Here is a 23545-nt window from a genome sequence, read left to right on the forward strand (position 1 = left end):
CGCACGACGGCCGGTGGTGGTCTGCGGTCAGGGCGTGGGTGGGCGGTGCGGTCCGCTGATCGACTTTTGGTCAGGGGGCCTCGGCTGGGCTTAGGTGATCTGTGGGGGCATGCTTTCCTGCTGCGGGCTACCCTGCCTGTATGGATCTCTCTGCTGCCCGCGCCGCCCTGCAAGCCGCCATCCGCGTCGCCGTGCTGACCGGCGCGGGCGTCAGCGCCGAGAGCGGCATCCCCACCTTCCGGGACGCGCAGACCGGGCACTGGGCACGCTTCCGGCCCGAGGACCTCGCCAGTCCGCCCGCGTACCGCCGCGACCCCCAGATGGTGTGGGAGTGGTACGCGGGCCGTTACCGCGACGTGCTCGCCGCGCAGCCGAACGGCGCGCACGACCTGCTGGCGCGGCTGGAGGCGCAGAAGGGGCCGGGGTTCTTCCTCGCCACGCAGAACGTGGACGGCCTGCACCACCGCGCGGGCAGCGGCACGCACGGCGGGCAGGTCGTGGAACTGCACGGCAACCTCCTCAGCGGCCGGGACGAGGTCACGGGGCAGACGTTCCCCCTCGCCGCGCCCGCTGAACTGGTCACGCCGCCCACCTCCCCGCTCGGGAACCGCATGCGCCCCAACGTCGTCTGGTTCGGCGAGTACCTCCCCGAGGATGCCCTGGAAGCCGCGCAGGACGCCTTCGCCGCCGCACAGGTCGCGCTGGTGATCGGCACGAGCGGCGCCGTGTACCCCGCCGCCGGACTGGCCGCCGAAACCCTGCGGCGCGGCGGAATCGCCATCGAGATCAACCCCACCGAGACCGAGATCTCGCACCAGATGACCTACGTCGTCCGGGACGTCGCGTCACGTGGACTCGCCGCCCTGCTGGAATGAAGAAAGGACTCGTCCCGGCGCGAATCTGGGGCCTGCTCGCCAGTGAGGCCGACCGCGTGGTGCTGTTCCGGCGCGGCCCCTCGCAGTGGACGCGCGTGTACCTGTGGGACACCGCCACCGATCGCCTCACGCCCGGATCGTGGTTCCAGGGACGACTGTACGAGTGGATGAGCGACCTCTCGCCCGACGGCGAGCACCTGCTGTACGCCGCGCAGAACTTATCGCCGCGGCAGCGGGCGCTGGCAATGGAACGCTACGGCGTGACCATGGACGGCTGGACGGGGCTCTCTCGGCCACCCTCGGTGCGGGCACTTGGCTTATGGAGCGCTCTGGCGGGCGATGTGGGCGGTGTCTTTCTGGATGGACGGACGATCAACGTTGTCGGGGCGGAGGCCCTGATTCGACCAACGGCTTTCACTGTGGTGCCTTCGTTTCAGTTTGATCCGCTCGTGGCACTGCGGCAGACCTTGCCGCGCACCGGGTGGCATGTCGTGCGCGAACCGGCCCGCTGGTATGGCATGGGCGAGGCAGAATCGTTCACCCTTCGCAAAGAGATGCTGGAACTGAACTTCAGCATGGCGCAGTACCGCCGCTTCGTCCGGTACCGCTGGCTGGCGGAAGGCCCGGCACCCGATCTGGAGGGTGCCACCTGGGCCGACCTCGACCGTCGGGGGCGGCTGCTGATCGCCCGCGCCGGACGGGTGTTCATCTGGCACGTGGGGCAGGAGACGGAACTGGCGGACCTGAATGCCGACCAGCCGCCCCGCCCGGCTCAGCCCGCGTAGGGGTTGGGGCGCGTGGCCTCCTGCGTGAGCCACTGCGCCCAGGTGCGGCCCACGCCGCTCAGGTCGGGGCCGGTGAGGGGCGTGAAGCGCCGCGCGGCGGGGACGGGCAGGACGCGGGTGCGTGCGCCGGTCGCGTCGGCCCAGCTGCGGGCCAGTTCCGGCAGGGGGATAACCTGCGGGCCGACGATGTCCGGCGCGCGGCCCTGCGGGGCCCCCAGCGCGACCTGAGCGATCTGCGCGGCGGCGGCGTGGACGTCCACCGGCTGGAGGGGCAGGCCCGGCAGGGGCAGCAGCGGCGCGCGGGTCAGGCGCGAGAGCATGAACGCCACGAACTCATGGAACTGCGTGGCGCGCACCACCGTGAACGGCACGCCGCCCGCCGCGACCAGCGCCTCGGCCTGGGTCTTGGCACGGTAGTACGGGAACGCCCGCACCCAGTCACACCCCACGATGCTGACGTACACGACGTGCCGCACGCCCGCCGCCCGCGCCGCCGCGAGGAGCACGCCGGTCATCTCGACGTCCGCCTGGGGCCGCGACGGCTGGCTGGCCGCGTGAATGACGGTGTCCACGCCGCGCAGCGCGTCCGCGAGGCCCGCGCCGGTCTGCAGGTCACCCTGCCGGAACGCGGGTCGGGGGTCGGCGTGGCGGGACAGGACGCGCACGTCCGCGCGGCCCTCCAGGGCAGGCAGGAGGGCGCGGCCCAGTACGCCGCTGCCTCCGGTCACGAGGATCGTTGTCATGGGGTGGCCTCCAGCGGCGCGGAAAGGGGGAGAGGGTGCGTTGCTGCATTCAGCAGACGTCATGGCGCGTGGCGGATTGTCCCCCGGCAGGTGTCTGATCTCCCCCACAGTCCCGGGGCGGGAGGGTGCTACGTTCAGGGTGGCCCGCTCCCGGGTGGGCCGACTTCCTTCGGGGTGGGGTGGAATTCCCTACCGGCGGTGATGGCGTGAGCCTCAGCCCGCGAAGCCTGTGCAGATTGCACCACGCGCAGGCCCGATCTGGTGGGAATCCAGAGCCGACGGTGTTATGGCGCATAGAGACGCTCAGGCGGATCAAGAAAGGCGAGGGGCCGTCCCTGAGCCTGCGGCCCATTCAGTCCGGATGAGAGAAGGAGGAACGCTGCCCTGCCACCCCGGCGGGCGGCGACAGACCATGTATGAAGTGAATGCTCCACCCGCAGGGGTGGCGGCGGCACTGCCGGTGGACGAGCGGTTCATGACGCTCGCGCTGGCGGAGGCTGCCAGAGGACTGGGCCGCACCGCGCCGAATCCCCCCGTGGGCTGCGTGATCGTGCAGGGCAATGAATTGGTGGGGCGAGGCTTCCACCCGAGGGCCGGTGAGCCGCACGCGGAGGTGTTCGCCCTGCGGGACGCGGGCGAGCGGGCGCGTGGCGCCACCGCTTACGTGACGCTGGAACCGTGCAGTCATCACGGGCGCACGCCGCCCTGCGCGGACGCGCTGATCGCGGCGGGCGTGCAGCGGGTGGTCGTGGCGGCGCTGGACCCGAACCCGCTGGTGGCGGGGCGCGGCGTGCAGCGGCTCCGGGACGCCGGGATCGAGGTCACGGTGGGCGTCCTGGAAGCCGGGGCCGTGCGGCAGCAGGCGGGCTTCCGCAGCGTCGTGGTGCGGGGCCGCCCGTGGGTGGTGGCGAAGTACGCCATGACCCTCGACGGGAAGGTGGCGGCGCTGAACGAGGGCAACGGCGCCGTCAGCGGCCCGGAGGCCCGAGAGCGCACCATGCGCTGGCGTGACGAGCTGGACGCCATCGCGGTCGGCAGCGGCACGCTGGTGCTGGACGATCCGGCCCTGACGACGCGCGGCGTGCCGGGCGGGCGTGACTCGCGCCCGGTGGTGTTCGACCGCCGCGCGTCGAGCGATCCGCAGGCCCGCGCGTGGCGCGACGGCGCGGTGCTCGTGACTGCCCCGCACGCCGACGTGGCCGCGCACGAGGACGCCGGGATCACCGTCCAGCGCGCCGGGTCGCTGCCGGACGCCCTGAGTGGACTGGCGGACCTGGGCATCAGCAGCGTGCTGCTCGAGGGCGGTCCGACCCTCCTGAGTGCCTTCTTCGCGCAGGGGCTGGTGGACGAGGTGCGGGTCTTTCTCTCCCCGAAACTCCTCGGCGCGGGCCTGAGTCCCCTGACCGGCCCCGCGCGCCCCATGCACGAGGCGCGGGAACTGCGGGACGTGACGGTCGAGACCCTCGGCCCGGACGTCCTGATCACCGGCCTGCTGCAGGGCATCCCGCGCGTCTGAGCCTTCCTTCCCCGTGGAGGGGGGGCGAGTGCGCTCCTGCCTCCACCCGAGGTCAACACATGTTTACTGGAATCATCGAACAGGTGGGCGTCATCGCCCGCACCACCGAGAACGAGGGGAACCTGACCGTCACCATCCAGCCCGCGCGCATGTGGGCCGACGTGGAACTGGGCGAGAGCATCGCCGTGAACGGCACCTGCCTGACCGTGACCACCTGGGACGCGGCGGGCTTCACCGTGGACCTCAGCCGCGAGACGCTGGCCAAGACCGCCCCGCACTGGCGCGAGGGCACGAAGGTGAACCTGGAGCGCGCCATGACCGCTCAGGCCCGGTTCGGCGGGCACGTCGTGAGCGGGCACGTGGACGGCGTGGGCGAGATCCTGCGCGTGGACGCCCAGCCCGGCGCATACACCATGACGGTGCGCGCCGCGCCGCACCTCGCGCGCTACCTCGTGCCGAAGGGCAGCGTCACGGTGGACGGCGTGAGCCTGACCGTCGTGGACGCGGGCGGCCCGGCGGGCAGCCGCGCGGACCTCCGCCCGGACGAGTTCACGCTGTGGCTCGTGCCGCACACGCTTGAGGTCACCACCCTGCACACCTGGGCGGCGGGCACGAAAGTGAACCTGGAGGCCGACCAGATGGCCAAGTACGTGGAACGGCTGATCCTGATGCGTGACTGGGAGGCGGGTCAAAGGGTCGAAGGGTCTGAGGGTCTGAAGTCTGAAGGGTCGAAGGGGCGGATTGAGGGGGCGGGTTTTTCCTCGGACTCTCAGATGCTTGGACCCTCAGACTCGCCGATCGTGGAAGGAGGCGTGCTGTGACCCTGGCGTCCATCCCTGAACTGCTCGCGGAACTGCGGGCCGGGCGGCCCGTGATCCTGGTGGACGACGAGAACCGAGAGAACGAGGGCGACCTGCTGATGCCCGCCGCCACGGCCACGCCCGAGTGGGTGAATTTCATGGCGCGCGAGGGCCGCGGCCTGATCTGCGTGACCCTCACCCCGGACCGCGCCCGGGCGCTGGACCTGACGCCCATGGTGGGGAGCAGCACCGACCCGAACGGCACGGCGTTCACCGTCAGCGTGGATCACGTGAGCAACAGCACCGGCATCAGCGCCTTCGACCGCGCCGCCACGATTGCCGCCCTGATGGACGACGCGGCGAAACCCGCCGATTTCCGCCGCCCCGGCCACATCTTCCCGCTCGTCGCGCGGCCCGGCGGGGTGCTGCGCCGCGCCGGGCACACCGAGGCGGGCTGTGACCTCGCCCGGCTGGCGGGCTTCGCGCCGGTCGGCGTGATCTGCGAGATCATGGGCGACGACGGCGAGATGAGCCGCCTCCCGGACCTCCTCGCGTTCGGTGAGCGGCACGGGCTGAAGGTCGGCAGCATCGAGGCGCTGATCGCCTACCGCCTGGAACACGACCCCTTTATGCAGCTCGTCGCGGAAGCGCAGTTGCCCACCGAGCACGGCGAGTTCCGCCTCGTCGGCTTCGAGGATTCCCTGACCGGCGCTGAGCACGTCGCGCTCGTCATGGGTGAAATCACGCCCGAGCCGATGCTGGTGCGCGTGCACAGCGAATGCCTCACCGGGGATGGCTTCCACAGCCTGCGCTGCGACTGCGGACCGCAACGCGACGCGGCCATGCAGGCCATCGCCGCCGAGGGCCGCGGCGTCCTCGTGTACCTCCGCCAGGAAGGGCGCGGCATCGGCCTGCTGAACAAGATCCGCGCGTACCACCTCCAGGACGGCGGTGCCGATACCGTCGAGGCGAACCTGCAACTGGGGTTCCCCGCCGACGCCCGCGACTTCGGCATCGGCGCGCAGATGCTCCACCTCCTGGGCGCGCGGCAACTGCGCGTCCTGACGAACAACCCCCGCAAACTGCACTCCCTGGGCGGCTTCGGCCTGGAAGTCGTCGAACGCGTGCCCCTGCACGTCGGGCACAACGAACACAACACCGCGTACCTCAGCACCAAAGCCGCCAAACTCGGCCACCTCGGCACCGACGGCAGCGGCGACTGAGAACCCCTCAGTCCGCTGCGCGGCCAGCTCCCCTTAACGGGGAGCCAAGGACACCAACATGCCCATGCCTCCCCTTGAGGGGAGGTGCCCGAAGGGCAGAGGGGTCTGCCCGCAGGTTCACCGTCCATCACCCACAAGGAGAATCACCATGAACCGAATTGAAGCCAATCTGCTCGCCACCGACCTGAAGTTCGCTGTTGTCAGTACCCGCTGGAATCACCTGATCGTGGACCGTCTGGTGGAGGGGGCGGAGCTGGCGTTCGTGCAGCACGGCGGGAAGACCGAGAACCTGGACCACTTCCTGGCGCCGGGCAGCTACGAGGTGCCGCTGATCGCGCGCAAACTCGCGGAGTCCGGGAAGTATGACGCGGTGGTGTGCCTGGGGGCCGTCATCAAGGGCGATACGGACCACTACGATTTCGTGGCGGGCGGCGCGGCGAACGGCATCCTGAACACCAGTCTGCACACGGGGGTGCCGGTGGCGTTCGGCGTGCTGACGACGGACACGGTCGAGCAGGCCCTGAACCGCGCCGGGATCAAGGCCGGGAACAAGGGCGCCGAGGCGGTGCTGGCGATGATCGAGACCGTGAACCTGCTGCGGCAGATCGGGTAAGCGGGCAGTGCGGGGCGCGGGTGGGGGAGACTGCGGCCCGTGCCCCGTGCCCGTCATGCGGATTCCGTTTGTTTCGTTGACAGATCGGAACACCACCGATCTGTCAACTCCACGTCCGGAACCCGTTTCTCTCCTCCTCGCTCTGCTCGAGTTGAAAGTTTTTGCAAACCTTTCAACCGGAGTCCTGATCAGGCCCAGCCGCTGTCCAGCAGCGCGCGGGTCTCGGCGACGGCTTCCTGCCAGATGAGCTGCATCTCGCGGTCGGGGCGGCGGTGCAGGCCGCCGTAGTTGCCGTCGCCCAGCACCTCGCGCACCTTCGCGGGGGGCAGCTGGCGCAGCGCGGCGACGTCCACCATGGGTTTGCGCTCCTCGGGGGCCGGGACGCCGTCCAGGCGGGTCCAGGGGAAGTTCTCCATCCAGCTGGCGTGGCTGGCCAGGGGGTCCACGCGCTGCACGGCGGCCCAGGTGCGGGGGGCGTTCCACCAGTTGTGCCACTGCACGCGCGCGTCCGGGTGGCGGGCCAGCCACTCGCCCAGCCAGCCCTGCCCGGGCGTGTTCCCGCCGTGTCCGTTCACGATCAGGATGCGCCGGAAGCCCTGTTCGTGCAGGCCGCTCAGCAGGTCGTCGAGCAGATTCAGGTACGTGCTCACCCGCAGGCTGAGGGTGCCCGGGTACGCCGCGAACGTGGGCGTGATGCCGTACGGCAGGGCGGGGAACACCGGGACGCCGCTGCCGTCGGCGGCCTCACGCGCGACCCGTTCGGCCAGCAGCGTGTCGGTCGCGAGGCTGAGGGTCGCGTGCTGCTCGGTGCAGCCCAGCGGGAGGACGCAGCGGTCCTCGCGGGTCAGCAGGTCCTCGACCATGCCCCAGTTCATCCCCTGAATGTGCATGGGTCACACTAGCGCATGCGGCCGCACGGCAGGGACGCACCCGCCGGGATGGGCGGGTGCGTCCGGAACGAGGGAAGTTTTACTGGGGCAGCAGGGTGCTCAGGTCCTTCAGGGCGTCGGGCAGCTTCTTCTCGATCAGTTTGCCGTCGCGGACGTACTTCACCGTCACCTGATCGCCGGGCGCGAAGTCCATGTCGTTCCCGTCGGCGATGGAGCCGCTGGCGGTCAGGACGTTGCTGTCGTTGTAGCTCAGGGCGGCGTTCAGGGTGCCGCTGACGTTCCGGAAGAAGTTCTCCTTCTTCAGTTCGGCGTCGCTGATCACGATGTTCTTCACGTCACGCAGGTACACGGCGCTGGCGACCTTGTGGTTGGGCAGGGTCAGGTCGGCCGTCAGGGTCGCGCCGCTGGGCGTGAAGGTCAGGGTGTCCGTGCAGCGGTTCGCGGTGGCGCCGTCCAGGCTGAAGTCCACGCTGACGCTGCCCGTGTTCTTCGTGGTGGTGTGCTTGGCGTCGGCCTTGAGTTTCAGGCCCTGCGCGCCCCAGTTGTACTCCAGGTTCATGCTCAGGGGCGCGTTCGTCTGACGGCCCGCCCAGGCGTTCAGCTTCAGCGCGTCGGGACCGAAGGTGTTCAGGCAGCCCCCGGGCGTCATGGTGAAGGTCGCCCCGGCGCGGGCGGTGCCCTTCTCGGTGATGGTGCCGCTGGCGTTGGTGGGGACCTCGGTCTGCACGGGCACCCAGGTGTTCTGCATGGAGTCGTAACGCGTGCCGCTGTCCACCCAGACGGTGGGTGCGCCGTTCACGCGCCACTTCGCCTCGACGCGCACGCCGGTGGCCTCGTTGATCATGACCGCGCCGTCGGTGGGGGTGGCGGACTCGCTGACGGTCCCGTCGGTCTTGAGGGTCACGGTCCCGGTGGGCAGGGCCTCACGGATGCCCACCACGACGCTCTGACTGCTCAGCTGGCTGCGGCCCGTCACGCGGCCCAGCAGCTGACGGCCGATCTGGGTGGGGCGGTCCAGGCTGAGGCTCATGGGGCCGCTCTGCGGCATGAACAGCCCCATCAGGGTCTTCAGGTCAGGGTCCAGGTCCGGGTTGGCCGGGTTCGTCAGGGTGTTGAACTGCTGCGCGGCGGCGGCGGCGGTCTCGGGGGCCTTCTGCAGGTCGAGGCTCTTCCCGACGACGGGCGCAGCGGGTTCCTGCTGGGCAGGATCGGTGGGGGTGCGGCCGGTCCGGTCGCAGGAGGCGAGCAGCAGGGCGCCGACGGTCAGCAGGGCAGTGGTACGTTTCACACCGTCACCTTAGGGAACCTTCATTCGTCTGTCGTCCGCATGTGACGCACACCCCACCGGCCTGCATCCGGGCGGGTCGGACATGGCCCGCGCGTGCCCGGGCGGCGCGGCGTAGCGTGGGGGCATGAGCGACACGCCGGCCGACACCACGCACCCCCAGGGGTGGACGTATGAGACGACTGCGGTGCACAGCAGCATTCCGCGTGGGCTGGGGCAGACCATCGGTTTCCCGATCCACGCGGCGGCCGCGTTCCAGTTCGACACGCTGGAGGAGGCGCAACTGGAATTCCAGCAGAACACCGGCCTGAGTTACGCCCGCCTGCAGAACCCGACGGTGCGCGCACTGGAGGACCGCATCACGACCCTGGAGGGCGGCGCGGCGACCGTGGCGGTGGCGAGCGGGCAGGCGGCGACCCTCACGGCGATCCTCAGCGTGTGCCGCGCGGGGGATCACGTCGTGTCGGCCAGCAGCCTGTTCGGCGGGACGACCGGGATGCTGAGCAACATCCTGCCCTTGATGGGCATCACGGCGACGCTCGTGGACAACACCCCGGACGCCGTGCGGGCCGCCATGCAGCCGAACACGCGGCTGGTGTGGGCCGAAATGATCAGTAATCCCGCCGGGGATATCGCGGACATCCGCGCGTTCGCTGATATCGCCCACGAGCACGGGGCGCTGCTGGCGATCGACAACACCTGCGGGGGTGTCGGCTTCCTGTGTCGCCCGCTGGAGCACGGCGCGGACATCGTCAGCCAGTCCCTGACGAAATGGGCCGGGGGGCACGGCAGCGTCCTGGGCGGCGCGGTCACGGTCGGCACCGGGCATGACCTGACCCGCAACCCGATCTACACGGACGGCGGCGAGCAGAGCATCCTCAGCGTGCGGGGCGACGCGGCCCTGGCGTGGCGGCAGCGCTGGTTCGGCGCGCACCAGCTCGGCATGACCCTCGCGCCGCACAGCGCGTTCCTGATCGCCCAGGGCCTGGAGACCCTCGCGCTGCGCCTGGAACGCGAGAGCGCCACCGCCCTCGCCCTCGCCCAGTGGCTGGAGGCGCACCCGAAGGTCGGGAAGGTCAGCTACCCCGGCCTGAGCAGCCACCCGCACCACCACCTCGCGCAGACGTACCTGCGCGGCGGTCAGGGCGCGGTCCTGACGTTCGAGGTGCCGGACCCCAGCGCGTTCCTGTCCCGCGTGCGCGTCCTGCGCATCGCCCCGAACCTCGGGGACGTCCGCACGCTCGTCGTGCACCCCTGGACGACCACGCACGGCCGAGTGCCCGAACCCGCCCGCCACGCCGCCGGCGTCACCCCCACCACCATCCGCATGAGCGTCGGCGTGGAAGCCCTGCGCGACCTCCAGGCCGACATCGAACAGGCGTTGTAACGTCGAAGGTCGAAAGTTGATGGTTGATGGAAGGATCTCCCCTCTATCAACCATCAACCTTCTCCTATCAACCCCTTACAGCCAGGCTTTCTTGCCGGTGATGTACTCGCGCTGGAAGTCCGCGTCGCTCTTGGTGAGGTAGATGATGCCCTCGACGAGACCGAGGAGGCCGACCAGGAACGGCACGAGGAAGAACACCGCGCCGACGATGATGAACGATCCGATGATGCCCAGGAACCACCCGCCGATGGTCGCGGCGAGCATGATCACGCCGGGCTGGGTGTTGCCCAGGTAGAACTTGTGGACGCCCAGGCCGCCCAGGAAGATCGCCAGGAGGCCCGCGATGAGTTTCTTCTGGGCCACGTCGCCGCTCTGGACGCCCTGCGTGAACTGGTTGATGGCCTGCCGCGCCTGCCGTTCCAGATCGTCGAAGTTCCCACTCTGACTGGGCGCGTGGTGCATGGGGGCGGGCCCCTGCGGGATGCTGGGGTTCTTCGCGCCGCCCGTGGCGCGCGCCACCCAGTCGTCGTCCGCCGGGGGGCGCGGCGGGGGCACGACCGTCGGGGCGACCGGGGCGGGCGGCACGTGATGCGCAGGCTGGGGCTGCGGGGTGTGCGCGGCGCTGCTCCCGGCCGCCTGATCCACCCAGGACGGCGCGGCAGGGCTGGGCGGCGTGCTGACGGGTGTGCCAGCGGTCGTGCCGGAGGTGCCCACGGCAGCGTCCACCCACGACGGAGCGGGCGCGGGCTCGGCCGGGCGGGGGGCCGGGGTGGCGGGCGCGGCGCCCGCGACCTCGTCCACCCAGGAGGGCGCGGCGGCACGCGGGGCGGCGTCCGGGATGCGCAGGTCGTCCGCCCCGGCAGGCTTCGGCGCAGCGGTGGGGGCAGCGGTCGGGCTGGGGGCCGGGCTGGCGCTGGACCCGCCGAGGACCTCGTCCACCCAGGACGGCGCGTTGCTGGAGGCGTCGGGTTGCTTGTCGTCCGGGTTGGTCATGCCCCACAGTACGCGATTCCCACGCGGGCCGTTTCATCCGTCAGACGATATCGACGTGCCCGCACGCGACGATGACGGGCAGCGGCACAGTCAGCGGCCCCTCACCGAACAGCGGTGCCAGTTCGGCGTGGTGCGCGGCCTCCAGCGCCGCCACCTCCTGCGGGGGCAGGGAGGCCAGCGGCACCCCCTCCAGCCCCGCGCGGATATCGGCCCAGCGCGCCCCGACGTCCGGCAGGGTGTACGTCAGCGGATGCAGGGTCGCCTGCACGTCCGTCAGACCCGCCGCGCGCAGCACCTCCGCCAGGGCCTCCGGGGTGGGCAGGCGACCCAGCGGCGGCGCGCCCGGCTTCAGGCCTACCGTGGCGAGTCGGGTGCGCCACAGGCCCGGCAGCGGCCCCAGCAGTCCCGCCCCGAACGACGACACCACCACCCGCCCGCCGGGCCGCACCACCCGCGCCCACTCGCGCACGCCGCCCGGCATGTCCGGCAGGAAGAACACGCCCGCCGCGCACACCGCCACGTCGAACGCACCGTCCGGGAACGGCAACGCCGCCGCGTCCACCCGCACGAACGCCGCGCCCGGCACCCGCGCGCGGGCCAGCGTCAGCATGCCCGCCGACACGTCCACCCCCACCACGCGGCCCGCGCGGCCCATGACCTCCGCCGCCACCGCGCCCGTGCCGGTCATCACGTCCAGCACCGCCTCGCCCGGCTGCACGGCCGCCGCGTCCGCCACGAAGCGGGCTGCCTGCGCCAGGAAGCCCACCGCGTCATACCGCTCCGCCACCGCGTCGAACAGCGCCTCGTTCGCGCGCACGCGGTCGCCGGTCACGTATCGATCCGCAGGGTCGCCACGCCCGCCCACGCGCCGCGCGGCAGGCGCACCACGTCGATCAGCAGCAGCGCCACACGGCCCGCCGTGACCGTCACCAGCCGCCCGTCCGCACCCGACGCGAACAGCGCCGCCGCCGCGCGGATCGCCTCCGGCTCACCCGGCGCGTAGAAGTCCGCCGCGTTCCCCTCGGCCTCCCGCCGCGACAGGCGCTCCGCGAGCCGGAACGCGGACGGGACGACCTCCACCTCGACCTCCCCGGTCGGCAGGGGCAGCAGCCCCAGCCAGTCGACGTGCGCCAGTTCCTCGGGCGTGAACGCGCGCGGCAGGACGAACGGCACGAAGGGCGCGTCCGTGTCACTCGACTCGGTCAGGCCCCCCAGCGCCGACACCAGCGAGGCCGCGAACGCCACGCCCTCCTGCACGCCCGCGCCATCCACCGGCGGCCCTGGCTGCCCCTCCCACCCGAACACCCCGTCCGGCGACAGGCGACCCGCCACCACGACCGGCGACACCGACCCGTCCGCCCGGTACGCCACCAGCCGCTCCAGATGCACCCGCCCGTTCAGATCCCCGCCCGGTTCCGTCATGCCGTCACTCTGCCGCCTGCGCCCCGCTCAGTCCAGCGGAAGATCAGCGGCCGCTCACAGGGCGTCACCGAAGAAGCCGCACAGGGTCGCCACGCCGCGCGCCAGGGGCGTCAGGACCCACACCCGCTCCGGGTCGCCCCGGCTATCGGATCGGTCCTCGCGGGTCAGCAGGCCCAGGCCCGCCAGTCCACCCAGCGCCCCCTCGAACTCCAGCCGCGACCAGCCCAGCGGCACACTGCCGCGCAGGGGCAGCGCGTCCGCGAACGGCTCGATGGGATCGAGCAGGTCGAATACCTCGCCCAGCGCGTCCATCTCCCGCGCGGACAGGCCCTCCACGATCCGCAGGGCCTGGAAGCGGTCCGGGGTGGGGGAGGGGTGCAGCCGCGCGCAGCCCGCCAGCGCCCGCGCGATCAGCGCCAGCTTCCCGTCGGATTCCGCGATCTCCGCTGCGCGGTTCGCCTGTATCACGTTCGCCCGGAACGCCGCCGACCGCACGTACGCCACGTCCACCCGGTCCGCCTCCAGCCCCGCCAGGGCGTCCGCCAGCAGGGGCGACAGCCGCGCCGACACCGGCACGTCCAGCCCGCCCAGCACCGCCAACCCCAGACCTTCCCGCATCCGCCCACTCTACGACCCCAAAGCACAACGGCATGGCACAGTGACCCCATGCCCACCCTGCGCCCCTACCAGCCCGGCGACCGGGCCGCGTGCCTGCACCTGTTCGACGCGAACACCCCCCACTCCTTCCTGCCCGAAGAACGCCCCGACTTCGAGGGATGGCTGGACGGTCAGGAAGGCCCCGCCGAGTACCTCGTCATGGAAGACCAGGGCGACATCATCGCCTGCGGCGGCCTGTGGTTCAGCCCCGACCCCACCCGCCCCGCCGGATTCGCGTGGGGCATGGTGCACCCCGCCCGGCAGCGGCAGGGCCACGGCCACACCCTCGCCCGGGCCCGCCTGGACCGCCTGCGCGCCCTGGGCGTCCCGCACGCCACGCTGGACACCAGCCAGCACACCGCGCCGTTCTACGCCCGCCTGGGCTTCCGCGAGGTGAAGCGCACCCCCGACGGCTACGGCCCCGGCCTGCACCGCGTGGACATGGTGGCCGACCTGTAAACGAACAAACCCCCGCCGAAGCGGAGGCTTTTCACCTGGAGCCAGAGGTCGGATTTGAACCGACGACCTACTGATTACGAATCAGTTGCTCTACCCCTGAGCTACACTGGCGGACTACGGGTCGGGGCTTCCTACGGGAAGCTCAAAAAGTATAGGGAGGGGGGCGGGGGGTGTCAAGGCGCGCGGGCCGGGCGGGGCGGGGGCCTATGCTGCGGGCCATGAGTGACGCGCTGACGGTGTTCGAGACGATTCATGGGCGGGTGCAGCCGCTGGAGTGGCTGGTGCTGGCCCCGCACCCGGATGACGCGGAGATCGGCGCAGGCGGCACCTTGATCCGCCTGGCGCGGGCGGGCCGCGCGGTAGGCATCCTGGAACTGTCGCGCGGGGAGCGAGGCACGCAGGGTTCGCCGGAGGTGCGCGTGGCGGAGTGCGCGCGGGCGGCCGGGATCATGGGGCTGGCGTGGCGTGGGCAGCTGGGCCTGCCGGACGGGGAGCTGCGGGACACGCTGGAGGGCGCGCACGCCCTGGCGGCGGTCCTGCGCGCCGTGCGGCCCCGGGTGCTGGTCGTTCCGCACCACCGGGACCGGCACCCGGATCACTTCGGGTCGTATCACCTGAGCAAGCGCGCGGTGCATCTGGCGCAGCTGGCGAAGGCGGACCTGCCGGGCGACCCTCACCGAGTGGGGCGGGTGCTGCTGTACCAGGGGAACGCGGACATCACCCCGAACGTGCTGATCGACGTGGCGGACGTGCAGGACGTGTGGGCGCAGTCGGTGCTGGCGCACGAGAGTCAGTTCTCCGGCGCGGCCATCTCGGAGACGGTCACGCCGGAGATCGTGGAGCGCCGCCGCGCCCGCATGACGTACTGGGGCACCATGGCCCGCGTCCGCTACGCCGAGGCCTTCGAGGCGGAGGATGCCCTGCTGGTCGACCCACTGACGCTGTAAGAAGGGATTCGCCTTCGTTTATCTGGGAACGGTCAGACCGACGTTTCTGGCGAGGTGGTGCTGCCGTGCAGGCTGGCTGCTCAGGGCCGTCAGAAGATCCTGAAATTCCTGTGGGTCGATCAGAGGCGGCATGACGAACCGCTGCGGCGCGGTGAAGATCAACGCCAGGAGGTCCGCGGCGGTGTGCGCTTCGTGGTCGCTGCCGTGGAACAGCATCTCGATCAGGACAGCACGCACCGCGTCCACGCTCTGAATCAGGTTCATCTGGATGTGTTCCCGTTCGTGGATGGACAGCCGGTGGCTGGGTGAGCCACTGGCGATCTCGTGGATCGCGTCGAGGAGCAGGGGACGGCCTGCCGGAGTGGCGGAGCCCAGTCCAGCGAGCAGCACGGGCAGCACCTTCGGGCCAGCCGGGTACAGCGAGCCCTGGATGACCGCGACGTTGTCGATCTTCCCGTACAGTTCCTGCGCTTCTGCAGCGGTATGGCTGGCCTGGAGAGCGTGAATCGCGATCAGTAGCTCCGCGATCCGCTGGTCGCCCTTGCCGTCGCCGTTCCACACGTCGTCTGGGGTCAGCGAGAGCTCCGGGCGTTCAGGCATGGTAACGGTTCAGCGGTTGCTCATGTCCTGGGCCCACTGGCTGAAGGGGCTGGGTGTGCGGGGCTGGCCGCTCAGGAGGTCCTCGATCTCGTCGGCGAGGTCCAGGCCGTACTTGTACGCGCCCTGCCCGGCGACGACGCCGCTGCCGTACTTCTCGCGGTAGTTGGCGGGGGTGCGGTCGCTGGTCATGGCCTCGGCGCTGGCGTTCGTCTGCGGGAGGACCGTGGTGAGGATGGGCGGCGTGCCCTCCCCGGTGGCGTCGAAGGCGCGCCTGAGGTCCTCCGGGAGGCGCTGGAGGCCCTGGCGGTGCTGGGCGCTCTGACTCTGGTACTTGGTGATCAGGACGCCCAGGCAGCGCAGTCTGAGGTCGCGGGCGCGGCGGATCTGAGCGATGCGCGTGGCGATCTGTGGGATGCCGTAGGTGCTCAGTCGGTCGGGAATGGTGGGGATCAGGTAGTGGTCGCTGACTTCCAGGCCGTTCTGCGTGACGAAGCCCAGGTTGGGCGGGCAGTCGATCAGGACGTAGTCGTACGAGCTGAAGGCCGGCGCGACGAACTTCTTCACGGCTTCCATGGGGCCGACCGAGTAGTGCGAGCGGCCCGCGATGTCCTGCATGCGGTCCTGCACGTCGATCAACCGGATGGAGCTGGGCAGGAGGTCCACCCGGCCGTACCGCGTGCCTTCGGGCAGCTGGTCGATCATCTCGGGCGGGACGCGGTTGAGGTTGCTGACGCCGCGCAGGATGGCGCGCGTGGCGTCGAAGGTGAAGGTGCCGTCGCCGCGCAGCAGGTCCAGGAACAGGTGCGCGAGGGTCTGCCCGGCCTCGTCCGCTTCTTCCCAGCGTTGCTCGCCGATCAGTGCGAGGGTGGCGTTCGTCTGCGGGTCCAGGTCGAGGACCAGCACGCGTTTCTGCTTCATGAACGCCAGCGTGTCGGCCAGCTGGACGGTCGCGGTGGTCTTGGCGACGCCGCCCTTGAGGTTGATGAAACTCAGGACGTGCGGGGCCATCAGAGTTCGCGGATCTTCGCGAGGACCGCCTCGGGACGCACGGTGTAGTCCCCGGTCTTCTCCTCGACGTGCTGGTAGCGCACCACGCCCTTCCGGTCGATCAGGAACACGGCGCGGCCGCTGATGCCGCGGTCGTCGATGGCGACGCCGTACGAGCGGGCCACGTCGAGTTTCATGTCGGCCAGCAGCGGCACCTCGATGCCGTACTCGGCCGCCCAGGCCTTGTGCGCGTGCACGCTGTCGCGGTTCACGCCCAGCACCACGGCGCCCGCGTCCGCGAAGTCGTCCTGACGGCCGGAGTACTCGGGCAGCTGCATGGAGCACACCGGGCTGAAGTCCAGCGGGTAGAACACCAGCACGACGTGCTGCTGGTCGCGGTAGCTGCTCAGGGTGATCTGCTCGCCCGTGGAGGCGGGGAGGGTGAAGTCCGGGGCGGGCTGTCCGACGAGGCTCATGCCCGGCAGTGTACCGGGCGCGCCCCGGCATGCGCGGCGCAGCCCGACACGGTTTCTCATGTTGAACCGAGTCCCGTGATGCGCCTGCTGGGCCGGGGACGGGCGTAGCCTGACCGGGTACCGTCCCCGCCGTCTGCCCCGCGCAGCTTCCCACGCGGCAAGGCGGCGCGCCATCCGAGGAGGAAAACCCATGGCCGATGTGATGCCCCCCAACATGCTCAACGAGCGCCCCCGCACCCCCGCCGGGCTGCTCAGCAACCGCGAGAAGGACCGCCTGATCGAACGCGGCTTCCTGGGTCTGTACCGCTGGTACACCGCCCGCAGCCAGGAGACCCGCAACTGGAACCCGGACCGCAGCTTCGACTGGCGGAGCCTGAACAAGAACCTGCCGCCCGAGGTCATCACGGTCCTCGAAGGCTTCTTCGCCGTCGAGCAGTACGCGCCGGATTTCACGAGTAACCTCGTGCACCTCGTGCGGCGCAGCCACGGCCGCTCGCACTTCCAGCTCCGCTGGGGCAGCGAGGAGGAAAAACACGCGGACGCCTGGGAGAACGCCGTGCTGTTCAGCGGCCAGCGCAGCCCGCAGTGGGTCGAGGAGTACAAGGACCGCCTGAAATCCCAGACGTGGGAACTGCCGTTCCCGGACGCGATCCACAACCTCGTGTACACCGTGTTCCAGGAGCGCGCCACGCAGCTGAACTACCTGAACATGATGAAGATCGCCCAGGGCAAGAGCGAGAAGCCGCACCTGAAAGGCGTCTCCGACCCGGTGCTGGCGAAGGTCGCGCAGACCATCGCGGTGGACGAGGCCGCGCACTACAACTTCTTCCTGGAAGGCGTGCGCATGTACCTGTACTACTACCCCGAGCAGACCCTGAGCGCCATTAAGAACGTGATCAGCCAGTTCAGCATGCCCGCCGCGCAGCTCGTGCCGAACTGGGAGCACTTCTTCGAGACGGTGTACCGCGCCGGGATCTACGGCCCGCGCGACTTCCAGCGCGACGTGATGCAGGTCGCGTTCCGGAACCTCGGCATCGAGAGCCGCAAGGCGCTGGAGGAAGGCATCCGCCGGACGCGCGAGGTGCCGGACTTCGACGGCGGGAACTTCAAGACGACCGCCATCTGGGACACCTTCGACTACGGCGCCGTCGAGGGCGACGTGCGCCGCCTGCACGTGAAGATCCAGGACTACGAGAAGGAGATCGGCTTCGACGCGATCGACCCGACCGAGTTCATCGAGAACCCCGAGGTGCCCCGCACGGACTCCAGCGCCGCCGACGATTGAACCGAGCGAGCTGCAACGGACGCCCGCCCCCTGCCCCGGGGCGGGTTTTTCGTCGCGCGGGGCGCGGGGGCGTGGCATGCTGGGGGCACCGTCCAGTCCAGCCGCCCCTTTCAAGGAGACCGTCATGACCACCGCTTCCTTCAATCCGGCCCTGGCTGCCCTGGGGTTCAGTCCCGGCGACCGGGTCGTGATCTTCCACGCCGACGACCTGGGCATGTGCGAGGCGACCGTCAGCGGCTGCGCCGACCTGTTCCGCGCCGGGACGCTGGGCAGCGCCTCGGTGATGACGCCCTGCGCGTGGGCGCCCGCCGCGGCCGACCTGGCCCGCGACCTGCCCGGCGCGGACCTGGGCGTGCACCTGACCCTGAACAGCGAGTGGCGCGCCTACCGCTGGGCGCCCGTCAGCACCCGCGACCCCGCCAGCGGCCTGATCGACCCGCAGGGCTTCATGCACGCCAGCGTGGAGGCCGTGCAGGCCCAGGCGGACCCGGCCGCCGCGCGCACCGAACTGGACGCGCAGGTGAGCCGCGCCCTGGACTGGGGCATCGAGGTCTCGCACGTGGACGCGCACATGGGCGCCGCCGCGCACCCCAAGTTCCTCCAGGCGTGCCTGGACGCCGCCCTGCCCCGCGGGATCGTGCCGATGCTGCCCCGCCTGGACGAGGCCGGTTGGCGCTCGCACGGGCTGGGTGAAGCCGAGGCGGCGCAGATGGCCGCGCTGACCCGCACGCTGGCGGCGCGGGGCGTGCCGCTCGTGGATCACCTCGTGATGCTGCCGCTGCACGTGGGCGGCGACCACCTGCCGCTGATCGAGGAGATCCTCACGGGCCTCCCGGCGGGTCTGACGCACTTCATCCTGCACCCCGCGCGGGACACGCCCGAACTGCGCGCCATCTGCGGCGACTGGGCGGGCCGCGTGGCGAACCACGCCGCGTTCCTCTCGCCGGACTTCCCGGCGGTGCTCGCGCGCAGCGGCGTGAAGACCACCACGTACCGCGCGCTGCAACGCACCCTGCGGGAGCCGGCGTGACCGTGCCCACCGCCGGGTCCGCCGACCTGACGCCCGACACCACCACCGCGCAGCGCTGGCGGTACGCGATCATGAACTTCGGGCTGACCATCCCCGCGCAGACCACCAGCTTCCTGCTGCTGTACTACGTGGACCACCTGAAACTGAACCCTGGCTGGGCCGCGACCGCCATGACGATCTTCGCGCTGTACAACGCCGCGAACAACCCCCTGATCGGCTTCCTGAGCGACCGCACCCGCAGCCGCTGGGGCCGCCGCATCCCGTACGTGCGCTTCGGGGCGCTGCCCAGCCTGCTGCTGTTCGGCCTGCTGTTCAGTGCGCCGTTCAGCGGCACCGACCAGCCGGTCGCGCTGCTCGTGTACTTCGTGGTGATGTTCATCCTGTGGGAGGGGTTCGCCACCGCCGTCGGCACCGGCTACCTGGCGCTGCTGCCCGAAATGTTCCGCACCTACCGCGAACGCACCGACGTCGCGTGGCGCATGAACGCCGTGCAGATCTTCGGTCTGCTCGTGGGGCTGGCGCTGCCGCCCCTGCTGGCCGGGATGATCGGCTGGACCGCCATGGCCTGGGTGTTCGCCGCGCTGGCCGCCGCCGCGATCTTCACCGGGCTGGGCGGCCTGTTCGAACGGCCCGGCAGCGCCGGGCGTGAACTGGGCTTCCTCACCGCGCTGCGCGCCACGTTCACGCACCGCGCGTTCCTGATCGTCGTCGCGGCCCTCACCATGCGCTTCTTCGCGACCGGCACCCTGGCCGCCGGGATGGGCTTCTACGTCCGCTACAGCCTCGGGATCGAGGGCGGCGCCGCCACCACCATCCTGCTCGCCGGGGCGTTCGTGACCGCCGGACTGGCCCTGTACCCCTGGCGGACCTTCATCGCACCGCGCCTGGGCCCGCGCGGCACGCTGATGCTCGCCTTCGGCCTGACCGCCGTCTCGCTGATCCCGCTGGCCCTCGTGAACTCGCTGGTGGGCGCCGCGATCACCACCGTGCTGTTCGGCGCGGCCCTCGCGGGCCTGATCCTGATGGGCGACGTGATCCTCGCGGACGTCATCGACGACGACGAACTCCGCAGCGGGCAGCGCCGCGAGGGCATGTACTACGGCATGGCGGGCTTCATCACCACCCTCAGCACCGCCCTGACCTCCCAGGTGTTCGGGGCCGTCACCCGCGCCAGCGGCTACGACCCCACACTGACCGTGCAGCCCGGCGCGGTCGCGGACGGCTTCCGCTTCTTCATGACCGTCCCGCCCATCACGGGCGCGCTGCTGGCCCTGGCGATCCTGAGTTTCTACCCCCTGCACGGCGCGCGCCTGAGCGCCATGCGCGACGCCCTGGCGCGGAAACGGGGCGGGCAGCTCGACGCCCAGAGCTGATTCAGCGTTGCCCCCACTGCGCGACCACGAAGCGTTCCCGGCCCGTCAGATCCGCTGCCGTGCCTGCCGCCCAGCCCTGGGCGCGCAGCTCGGCGGCGAAAGTTGTCGCGTTGCGCGGGTCGAGTTCCAGCAGCAGCCGCCCCCCCGGCACGAGCACGCCGGTCGCCTGCGCCGCCAGCCGCCGCGCCAGGGTCAGGCCGTCCGGCCCGCCGTACAGCGCGAGTTCCGGGTCGTGGGTGACCTCCGGCTGCACGTCCTCGCGGTCCGTGTCGGGCAGGTACGGGGGGTTGCTGACGATCAGGTCGAAGGGGCCCGGCACGCCCGTCAGCAGGTCGGCCTGCACCCACGTGACGTCCAGCCCGTTCAGCGCGGCGTTCTCACGGGCCAGTGTCAGGGCCTCCGGGCTGAGGTCGGTCGCGCTGACCTGCGCGCCGCTGCGGGCGGCCTTCACGCCCAGCGCCAGCGCGCCCGTCCCGGTGCCCACGTCCAGCACGCGCGGCGCGGGCAGGGGCGCGAGGGCCTCCAGGGTCAGGTGCAGCAGCCACTCGGTCTCCGGGCGGGGCACCAGGGCGCGGGCGTCGCAGCGCAATCGAACGCCGCCCCACTCCACCTCGCCCAGCAGGTACTGGAGGGGCACCCGCGCCGCGCGCCGCGCGATCAGCGCCTCGAAGTGCGCCTCGTCCGCCGGGGCGACCTCCGACGCGGCGCGGGTCAGGAGGGACACAGGCGACAGGTTTAGGGCGTGCAGCAGCAGCGCGCGGGCGTCCACCTCCGGAGAGGGAACGCCCGCCGCGCCCAGCTGCGCCGCGCCCCGCCGGAGCAGGTCACGCAGCGTCATGTCTCACCCGTGCCGGGGTTTGATGATCAGGCGCCGGGCGGCGCCCTCGCCCACGGACTCGCTCATGACGTCCGGGTGTTCCTTCAGCGCGATGTGGATCACGCGGCGTTCGGCGGGCGGCATGGGCTGCAGCTCGTGCGGTTCGCCGCTCTTGGCGACCTGCACCGCGAGCCGCTCGGCGAGTTTCGTCAGCGTGTCGGCCTGCCGCTTACGGAAGCCGCCCACGTCCACGCGGACGCGCAGGTGCCCGCGGCCCTCCTGCTTGGCGAGGACCGTGTATGCCAGCACCTCGATCGCGCCCAGCGTGCGCCCGTCGCGCCCGGCGAGGCGCGCGGCGTGCTCACCGGTGATCTCGGCTTCCAGGGCGTCCTCGGCCTCGCGGACCGTCACGGACAGGTCCGGGTCGATGCGGGTCACGAGGCCCTGCAGGAAGCGTTCCAGCGCCGCGCGAGGGTCTTCCGGCGCGGCTTCCAGCGTGGGGGCGCTGGGGGTGGCGTCGGGAGCGGGCGGCGGCAGCTCGCTCTCGTCCGCGTCGCTGATGCCCAGCCCCGCGAGGTAGTCGTCCAGGTTCGTGCGGTTATCCATGCCCCGCAGTCTAGCGCGCGATTCTCACGGACCTCCCACCCGGTTACCCCCCCAGTGCCCCCGCCGCCGCCCGCCGAGCGAACTCCCGCGCGCTGCGTTCCAGCATCTCGTACATCGCCTCGAAGCCGTCCGCGCCGCCGTAGTACGGGTCCGGCACGTCCGCGCCCGGCGCGAGCGGATCGAACGCCCGCATCAGCGTCAGGCGCGCCTCCGCGTTCGGCGGACTCAGGCGACGCGCGTCGAACAGGTTCGAGGCGTCCATCGCCAGGATCACGTCCTGCTCGTCATAATCCGCGGCGTCCAGCTGCCGCGCCCGGCCGTCCAGGGTCAGGCCGTGGCGGGCCGCGACCTCCCGGCTGCGCGCGTCCGCCAGTTCGCCCACATGCCACGCGCCCGTCCCGGCGCTGTCCACGACCGCCGGGACGCCCGCGGCCTCCAGTTCACGGCGCAGCAGCGCCTCGGCCAGCGGACTGCGGCAGATGTTCCCCAGGCACAGCGCCAGCACCCGCAGCGGCTTCGAGTCAGTCATGCCCACGATTCTGCCGGGCCGCAGGCCCGTACGCCACCCGGCGCACCAGCGACTCCACCGGCCCCCGCCCGAAACGCGCGAGCCACCACGCGCTCAGCGGCAGCTGCGCCAGCCCCACGAGCAGCGCCAGCGCCAGCGTCTGCGCCGCGCCCCACGCCGCGAACTCGCCGCTGTACGGGAACGCCTCGCCCGCCCCGGCCGCCGGGACGCCCGACACCCAGCCGAACCCCTGATGCAGTCCGTACGGGTAGAAGATCAGCGTCATGATCACGCTCTGCGTGAGGTAGTTCGTCATGGCCATCCGCCCGCTCGCCGCGAAGAAACGCCACGCGCCCAGCCGACCCGACGCGGCCAGCAGCCCCAGCACGCCCACGTACCCCAGCGCGCCCGCCAGCCCCCCCGCCATGCGGACCGGCAGCGCCAGCGTCCCCGCCGCGTAATCGGCGCGGGTGTTCAGGTACGCCAGCAGCGCCCCCAGCGGCAACCCCACGCCCAGCCCCCCCACCGCCAGCCGCCGCAGCAGGGGCCGGTGCTCCTCCGGGCGGGTCAGCAGCCCTGCCTTTCCAGCGGCGGCGCCCAGGCAGAACAGCGCCACCAGCCACGGGCCGTTGAACAGGTTGCCCTGCAGCAGCAGCGGCCAGAACTCCGCGGCGCGCTCCTGCACGTTCGCCGCGTACGTGGGCAGCAGGTCCGGCAGGAACGCGAAGCGCGGCCCGGTGCGGCTGGCGGTCGCGGCGGCCTCCAGCAGCGCCAGTCCCAGCCACCACGCGCCCAGCGCACCGGCGGTGCCCAGCAGCGCCCGCGCGGACAGCCGCGCCACGAGCAGCAGCGCCAGCGCCAGCGTCGTGTAGTTGCTGATGATGTCCCCGTGCCACACCAGCGCGTAATGCAGCGCCCCCACCACCAGCAGCGCCGCGTGCCGCCGCAGGAACACGCCTGCGCCCCGCCGCGCCAGGATGCCCGCCGCACCCCACCCGAACAGCATCGCGAAGATCGAGATGAACCGCCCGTTCGCGAAGACGTCCGTGACGACCTGCGCGGCGCGGTCCACGCCCACCTGCTGCCACTCCAGGAACCCCGCGAAGTCCTGCATGTTCACGATCAGGATGCCCAGGAGCGCCACGCCGCGCAGCACGTCCGGCAGGAGTGCCCGGTCCCGCACCGGCCCGGTGTCGCGCGCTGGCTCCGGCGCGGGCGGAGCCAGATCGGGCGGCAGGACAGGGGCAGGCTCGGGCGCGGTCATTCCC

25 protein-coding genes, 1 tRNA gene, 1 pseudogene and 1 riboswitch are annotated in these 23545 nt (G+C 71.5%); of the genes and pseudogenes, 12 read left to right on the forward strand and 15 right to left on the reverse strand.

Going from position 1 to position 23545, the window contains the following annotated elements:
• Positions 1 to 140: 140 nt before the first annotated feature.
• Positions 141 to 875 (forward strand): Sir2 family NAD-dependent protein deacetylase, encoded by a 735-nt coding sequence (locus DEIGR_RS02195; protein ID WP_058974903.1) that lies wholly within the window; start codon positions 141 to 143, stop codon positions 873 to 875.
• Positions 872 to 1660 carry a hypothetical protein gene (locus DEIGR_RS02200; RefSeq protein ID WP_058974905.1) on the forward strand — a complete coding sequence of 263 codons (789 nt, stop codon included), beginning with the start codon at positions 872 to 874 and terminating at the stop codon, positions 1658 to 1660. The genes DEIGR_RS02195 and DEIGR_RS02200 overlap by 4 nt, the downstream gene beginning before the upstream one ends.
• On the opposite strand, the gene DEIGR_RS02205 is transcribed toward DEIGR_RS02200, so the two are convergent.
• Positions 1648 to 2403, reverse strand: coding sequence for an SDR family oxidoreductase (locus DEIGR_RS02205; protein ID WP_058974907.1), 756 nt, complete (start codon positions 2401 to 2403; stop codon positions 1648 to 1650). The genes DEIGR_RS02200 and DEIGR_RS02205 overlap by 13 nt on opposite strands.
• Positions 2404 to 2568: 165 nt before the next feature.
• A riboswitch (FMN riboswitch) is annotated at positions 2569 to 2776 on the forward strand.
• Positions 2777 to 2878: 102 nt separating this feature from the next.
• Here DEIGR_RS02205 and ribD point away from each other — a divergent pair.
• From ribD to ribH, 4 genes and pseudogenes are all read left to right on the forward strand, one after another.
• Complete coding sequence (gene ribD / locus DEIGR_RS02210) at positions 2879 to 3919, forward strand: bifunctional diaminohydroxyphosphoribosylaminopyrimidine deaminase/5-amino-6-(5-phosphoribosylamino)uracil reductase RibD (RefSeq protein WP_058978490.1); 1041 nt, start codon at positions 2879 to 2881, stop codon at positions 3917 to 3919.
• Positions 3920 to 3978: 59 nt separating this feature from the next.
• Positions 3979 to 4599 (forward strand): annotated as a pseudogene (locus DEIGR_RS02215) (riboflavin synthase); the annotation flags it as partial.
• A gap of 137 nt (positions 4600 to 4736) precedes the next feature.
• Complete coding sequence (locus DEIGR_RS02220; protein WP_058974909.1) at positions 4737 to 5942, forward strand: bifunctional 3,4-dihydroxy-2-butanone-4-phosphate synthase/GTP cyclohydrolase II; 1206 nt, start codon at positions 4737 to 4739, stop codon at positions 5940 to 5942.
• A gap of 148 nt (positions 5943 to 6090) precedes the next feature.
• Positions 6091 to 6555 (forward strand): 6,7-dimethyl-8-ribityllumazine synthase, encoded by a 465-nt coding sequence (gene ribH / locus DEIGR_RS02225; protein WP_046843441.1) that lies wholly within the window; start codon positions 6091 to 6093, stop codon positions 6553 to 6555.
• 188 nt (positions 6556 to 6743) lie between these two features.
• Here ribH and DEIGR_RS02230 read toward each other — a convergent pair whose 3' ends face one another.
• Positions 6744 to 7430: a creatininase family protein gene (locus tag DEIGR_RS02230; RefSeq protein WP_201785743.1), complete on the reverse strand. Its 687-nt coding sequence runs from the start codon at positions 7428 to 7430 to the stop codon at positions 6744 to 6746.
• A gap of 94 nt (positions 7431 to 7524) precedes the next feature.
• Positions 7525 to 8733, reverse strand: coding sequence for a hypothetical protein (locus DEIGR_RS02235; protein ID WP_058974913.1), 1209 nt, complete (start codon positions 8731 to 8733; stop codon positions 7525 to 7527).
• 124 nt (positions 8734 to 8857) lie between these two features.
• Between DEIGR_RS02235 and DEIGR_RS02240 the strand changes: the two genes are divergently transcribed.
• Complete coding sequence (locus tag DEIGR_RS02240) at positions 8858 to 10117, forward strand: aminotransferase class V-fold PLP-dependent enzyme (RefSeq protein WP_058974915.1); 1260 nt, start codon at positions 8858 to 8860, stop codon at positions 10115 to 10117.
• 75 nt (positions 10118 to 10192) lie between these two features.
• On the opposite strand, the gene DEIGR_RS21215 is transcribed toward DEIGR_RS02240, so the two are convergent.
• From DEIGR_RS21215 to DEIGR_RS02260, 4 genes are read right to left on the reverse strand one after another with little or no spacing between them, the layout of a single operon-like run.
• A complete protein-coding gene (locus DEIGR_RS21215; RefSeq protein WP_058974917.1) occupies positions 10193 to 11110 on the reverse strand; it encodes a TM2 domain-containing protein in 918 nt (305 codons plus the stop codon).
• A 40-nt stretch (positions 11111 to 11150) separates the two neighbouring features.
• Positions 11151 to 11942: a class I SAM-dependent methyltransferase gene (locus DEIGR_RS02250; protein WP_058974919.1), complete on the reverse strand. Its 792-nt coding sequence runs from the start codon at positions 11940 to 11942 to the stop codon at positions 11151 to 11153.
• A complete protein-coding gene (locus tag DEIGR_RS02255; protein ID WP_058974923.1) occupies positions 11939 to 12532 on the reverse strand; it encodes a hypothetical protein in 594 nt (197 codons plus the stop codon). The genes DEIGR_RS02250 and DEIGR_RS02255 overlap by 4 nt, the downstream gene beginning before the upstream one ends.
• Before the next feature lie 54 nt (positions 12533 to 12586).
• Entirely contained in the window at positions 12587 to 13150 is a 564-nt protein-coding gene (locus DEIGR_RS02260; RefSeq protein ID WP_058974925.1) for a hypothetical protein, read from the reverse strand.
• Between the two features lie 48 nt (positions 13151 to 13198).
• On the opposite strand from DEIGR_RS02260, the gene DEIGR_RS02265 reads away from it, so the two are divergent.
• Entirely contained in the window at positions 13199 to 13648 is a 450-nt protein-coding gene (locus DEIGR_RS02265; protein ID WP_058974926.1) for a GNAT family N-acetyltransferase, read from the forward strand.
• A gap of 36 nt (positions 13649 to 13684) precedes the next feature.
• Here DEIGR_RS02265 and DEIGR_RS02270 read toward each other — a convergent pair.
• Positions 13685 to 13759, reverse strand: a tRNA-Thr gene (locus DEIGR_RS02270).
• A gap of 107 nt (positions 13760 to 13866) precedes the next feature.
• On the opposite strand from DEIGR_RS02270, the gene DEIGR_RS02275 reads away from it, so the two are divergent.
• The gene (locus tag DEIGR_RS02275; RefSeq protein WP_058974927.1) at positions 13867 to 14595 is read left to right on the forward strand and encodes a PIG-L family deacetylase; all 729 of its coding nucleotides are present in this window, start codon (positions 13867 to 13869) and stop codon (positions 14593 to 14595) included.
• 18 nt (positions 14596 to 14613) lie between these two features.
• Here the strand turns inward: DEIGR_RS02275 and DEIGR_RS02280 are convergent, their stop codons facing one another.
• Genes DEIGR_RS02280 through DEIGR_RS02290 form a run of 3 tightly spaced genes read right to left on the reverse strand, consistent with a single transcriptional unit; the run spans position 14614 to position 16658 of the window.
• Positions 14614 to 15195 carry a hypothetical protein gene (locus tag DEIGR_RS02280; protein WP_058974929.1) on the reverse strand — a complete coding sequence of 194 codons (582 nt, stop codon included), beginning with the start codon at positions 15193 to 15195 and terminating at the stop codon, positions 14614 to 14616.
• 9 nt (positions 15196 to 15204) lie between these two features.
• Complete coding sequence (locus DEIGR_RS02285; RefSeq protein ID WP_083523903.1) at positions 15205 to 16203, reverse strand: ParA family protein; 999 nt, start codon at positions 16201 to 16203, stop codon at positions 15205 to 15207.
• Complete coding sequence (locus tag DEIGR_RS02290) at positions 16203 to 16658, reverse strand: peroxiredoxin (RefSeq protein WP_058974930.1); 456 nt, start codon at positions 16656 to 16658, stop codon at positions 16203 to 16205. Before DEIGR_RS02290 ends, DEIGR_RS02285 begins: the two co-directional genes overlap by 1 nt.
• 190 nt (positions 16659 to 16848) lie before the next feature.
• On the opposite strand from DEIGR_RS02290, the gene DEIGR_RS02295 reads away from it, so the two are divergent.
• The 3 genes from DEIGR_RS02295 (at position 16849) to DEIGR_RS02305 (ending at position 20346) form a co-directional block, all read left to right on the forward strand.
• Complete coding sequence (locus tag DEIGR_RS02295) at positions 16849 to 17943, forward strand: acyl-ACP desaturase (protein WP_058974931.1); 1095 nt, start codon at positions 16849 to 16851, stop codon at positions 17941 to 17943.
• A gap of 124 nt (positions 17944 to 18067) precedes the next feature.
• On the forward strand, positions 18068 to 18973 hold the full coding sequence (locus tag DEIGR_RS02300) for a polysaccharide deacetylase family protein (RefSeq protein ID WP_058974932.1): 906 nt from the start codon (positions 18068 to 18070) through the stop codon (positions 18971 to 18973).
• Positions 18970 to 20346, forward strand: a complete 1377-nt coding sequence (locus DEIGR_RS02305) for an MFS transporter (protein WP_236704632.1) — start codon at positions 18970 to 18972, stop codon at positions 20344 to 20346. The genes DEIGR_RS02300 and DEIGR_RS02305 overlap by 4 nt, the downstream gene beginning before the upstream one ends.
• A 1-nt stretch (position 20347) precedes the next feature.
• Here DEIGR_RS02305 and prmC read toward each other — a convergent pair whose 3' ends face one another.
• From prmC to DEIGR_RS02325, 4 genes are read right to left on the reverse strand one after another with little or no spacing between them, the layout of a single operon-like run.
• Positions 20348 to 21184, reverse strand: a complete 837-nt coding sequence (gene prmC, locus DEIGR_RS02310; protein WP_058974933.1) for a peptide chain release factor N(5)-glutamine methyltransferase — start codon at positions 21182 to 21184, stop codon at positions 20348 to 20350.
• A gap of 3 nt (positions 21185 to 21187) precedes the next feature.
• A complete protein-coding gene (locus tag DEIGR_RS02315; protein WP_058974934.1) occupies positions 21188 to 21769 on the reverse strand; it encodes a Jag family protein in 582 nt (193 codons plus the stop codon).
• Positions 21770 to 21812: 43 nt separating this feature from the next.
• The gene (locus DEIGR_RS02320; protein ID WP_058974936.1) at positions 21813 to 22298 is read right to left on the reverse strand and encodes a low molecular weight protein-tyrosine-phosphatase; all 486 of its coding nucleotides are present in this window, start codon (positions 22296 to 22298) and stop codon (positions 21813 to 21815) included.
• Entirely contained in the window at positions 22291 to 23541 is a 1251-nt protein-coding gene (locus tag DEIGR_RS02325; protein WP_058974938.1) for a DUF418 domain-containing protein, read from the reverse strand. Before DEIGR_RS02325 ends, DEIGR_RS02320 begins: the two co-directional genes overlap by 8 nt.
• Between the last annotated feature and the right edge of the window lie 4 nt (positions 23542 to 23545).

The organism is Deinococcus grandis (assembly GCF_001485435.1).
In the GTDB taxonomy this organism is placed as follows: domain Bacteria; phylum Deinococcota; class Deinococci; order Deinococcales; family Deinococcaceae; genus Deinococcus; species Deinococcus grandis.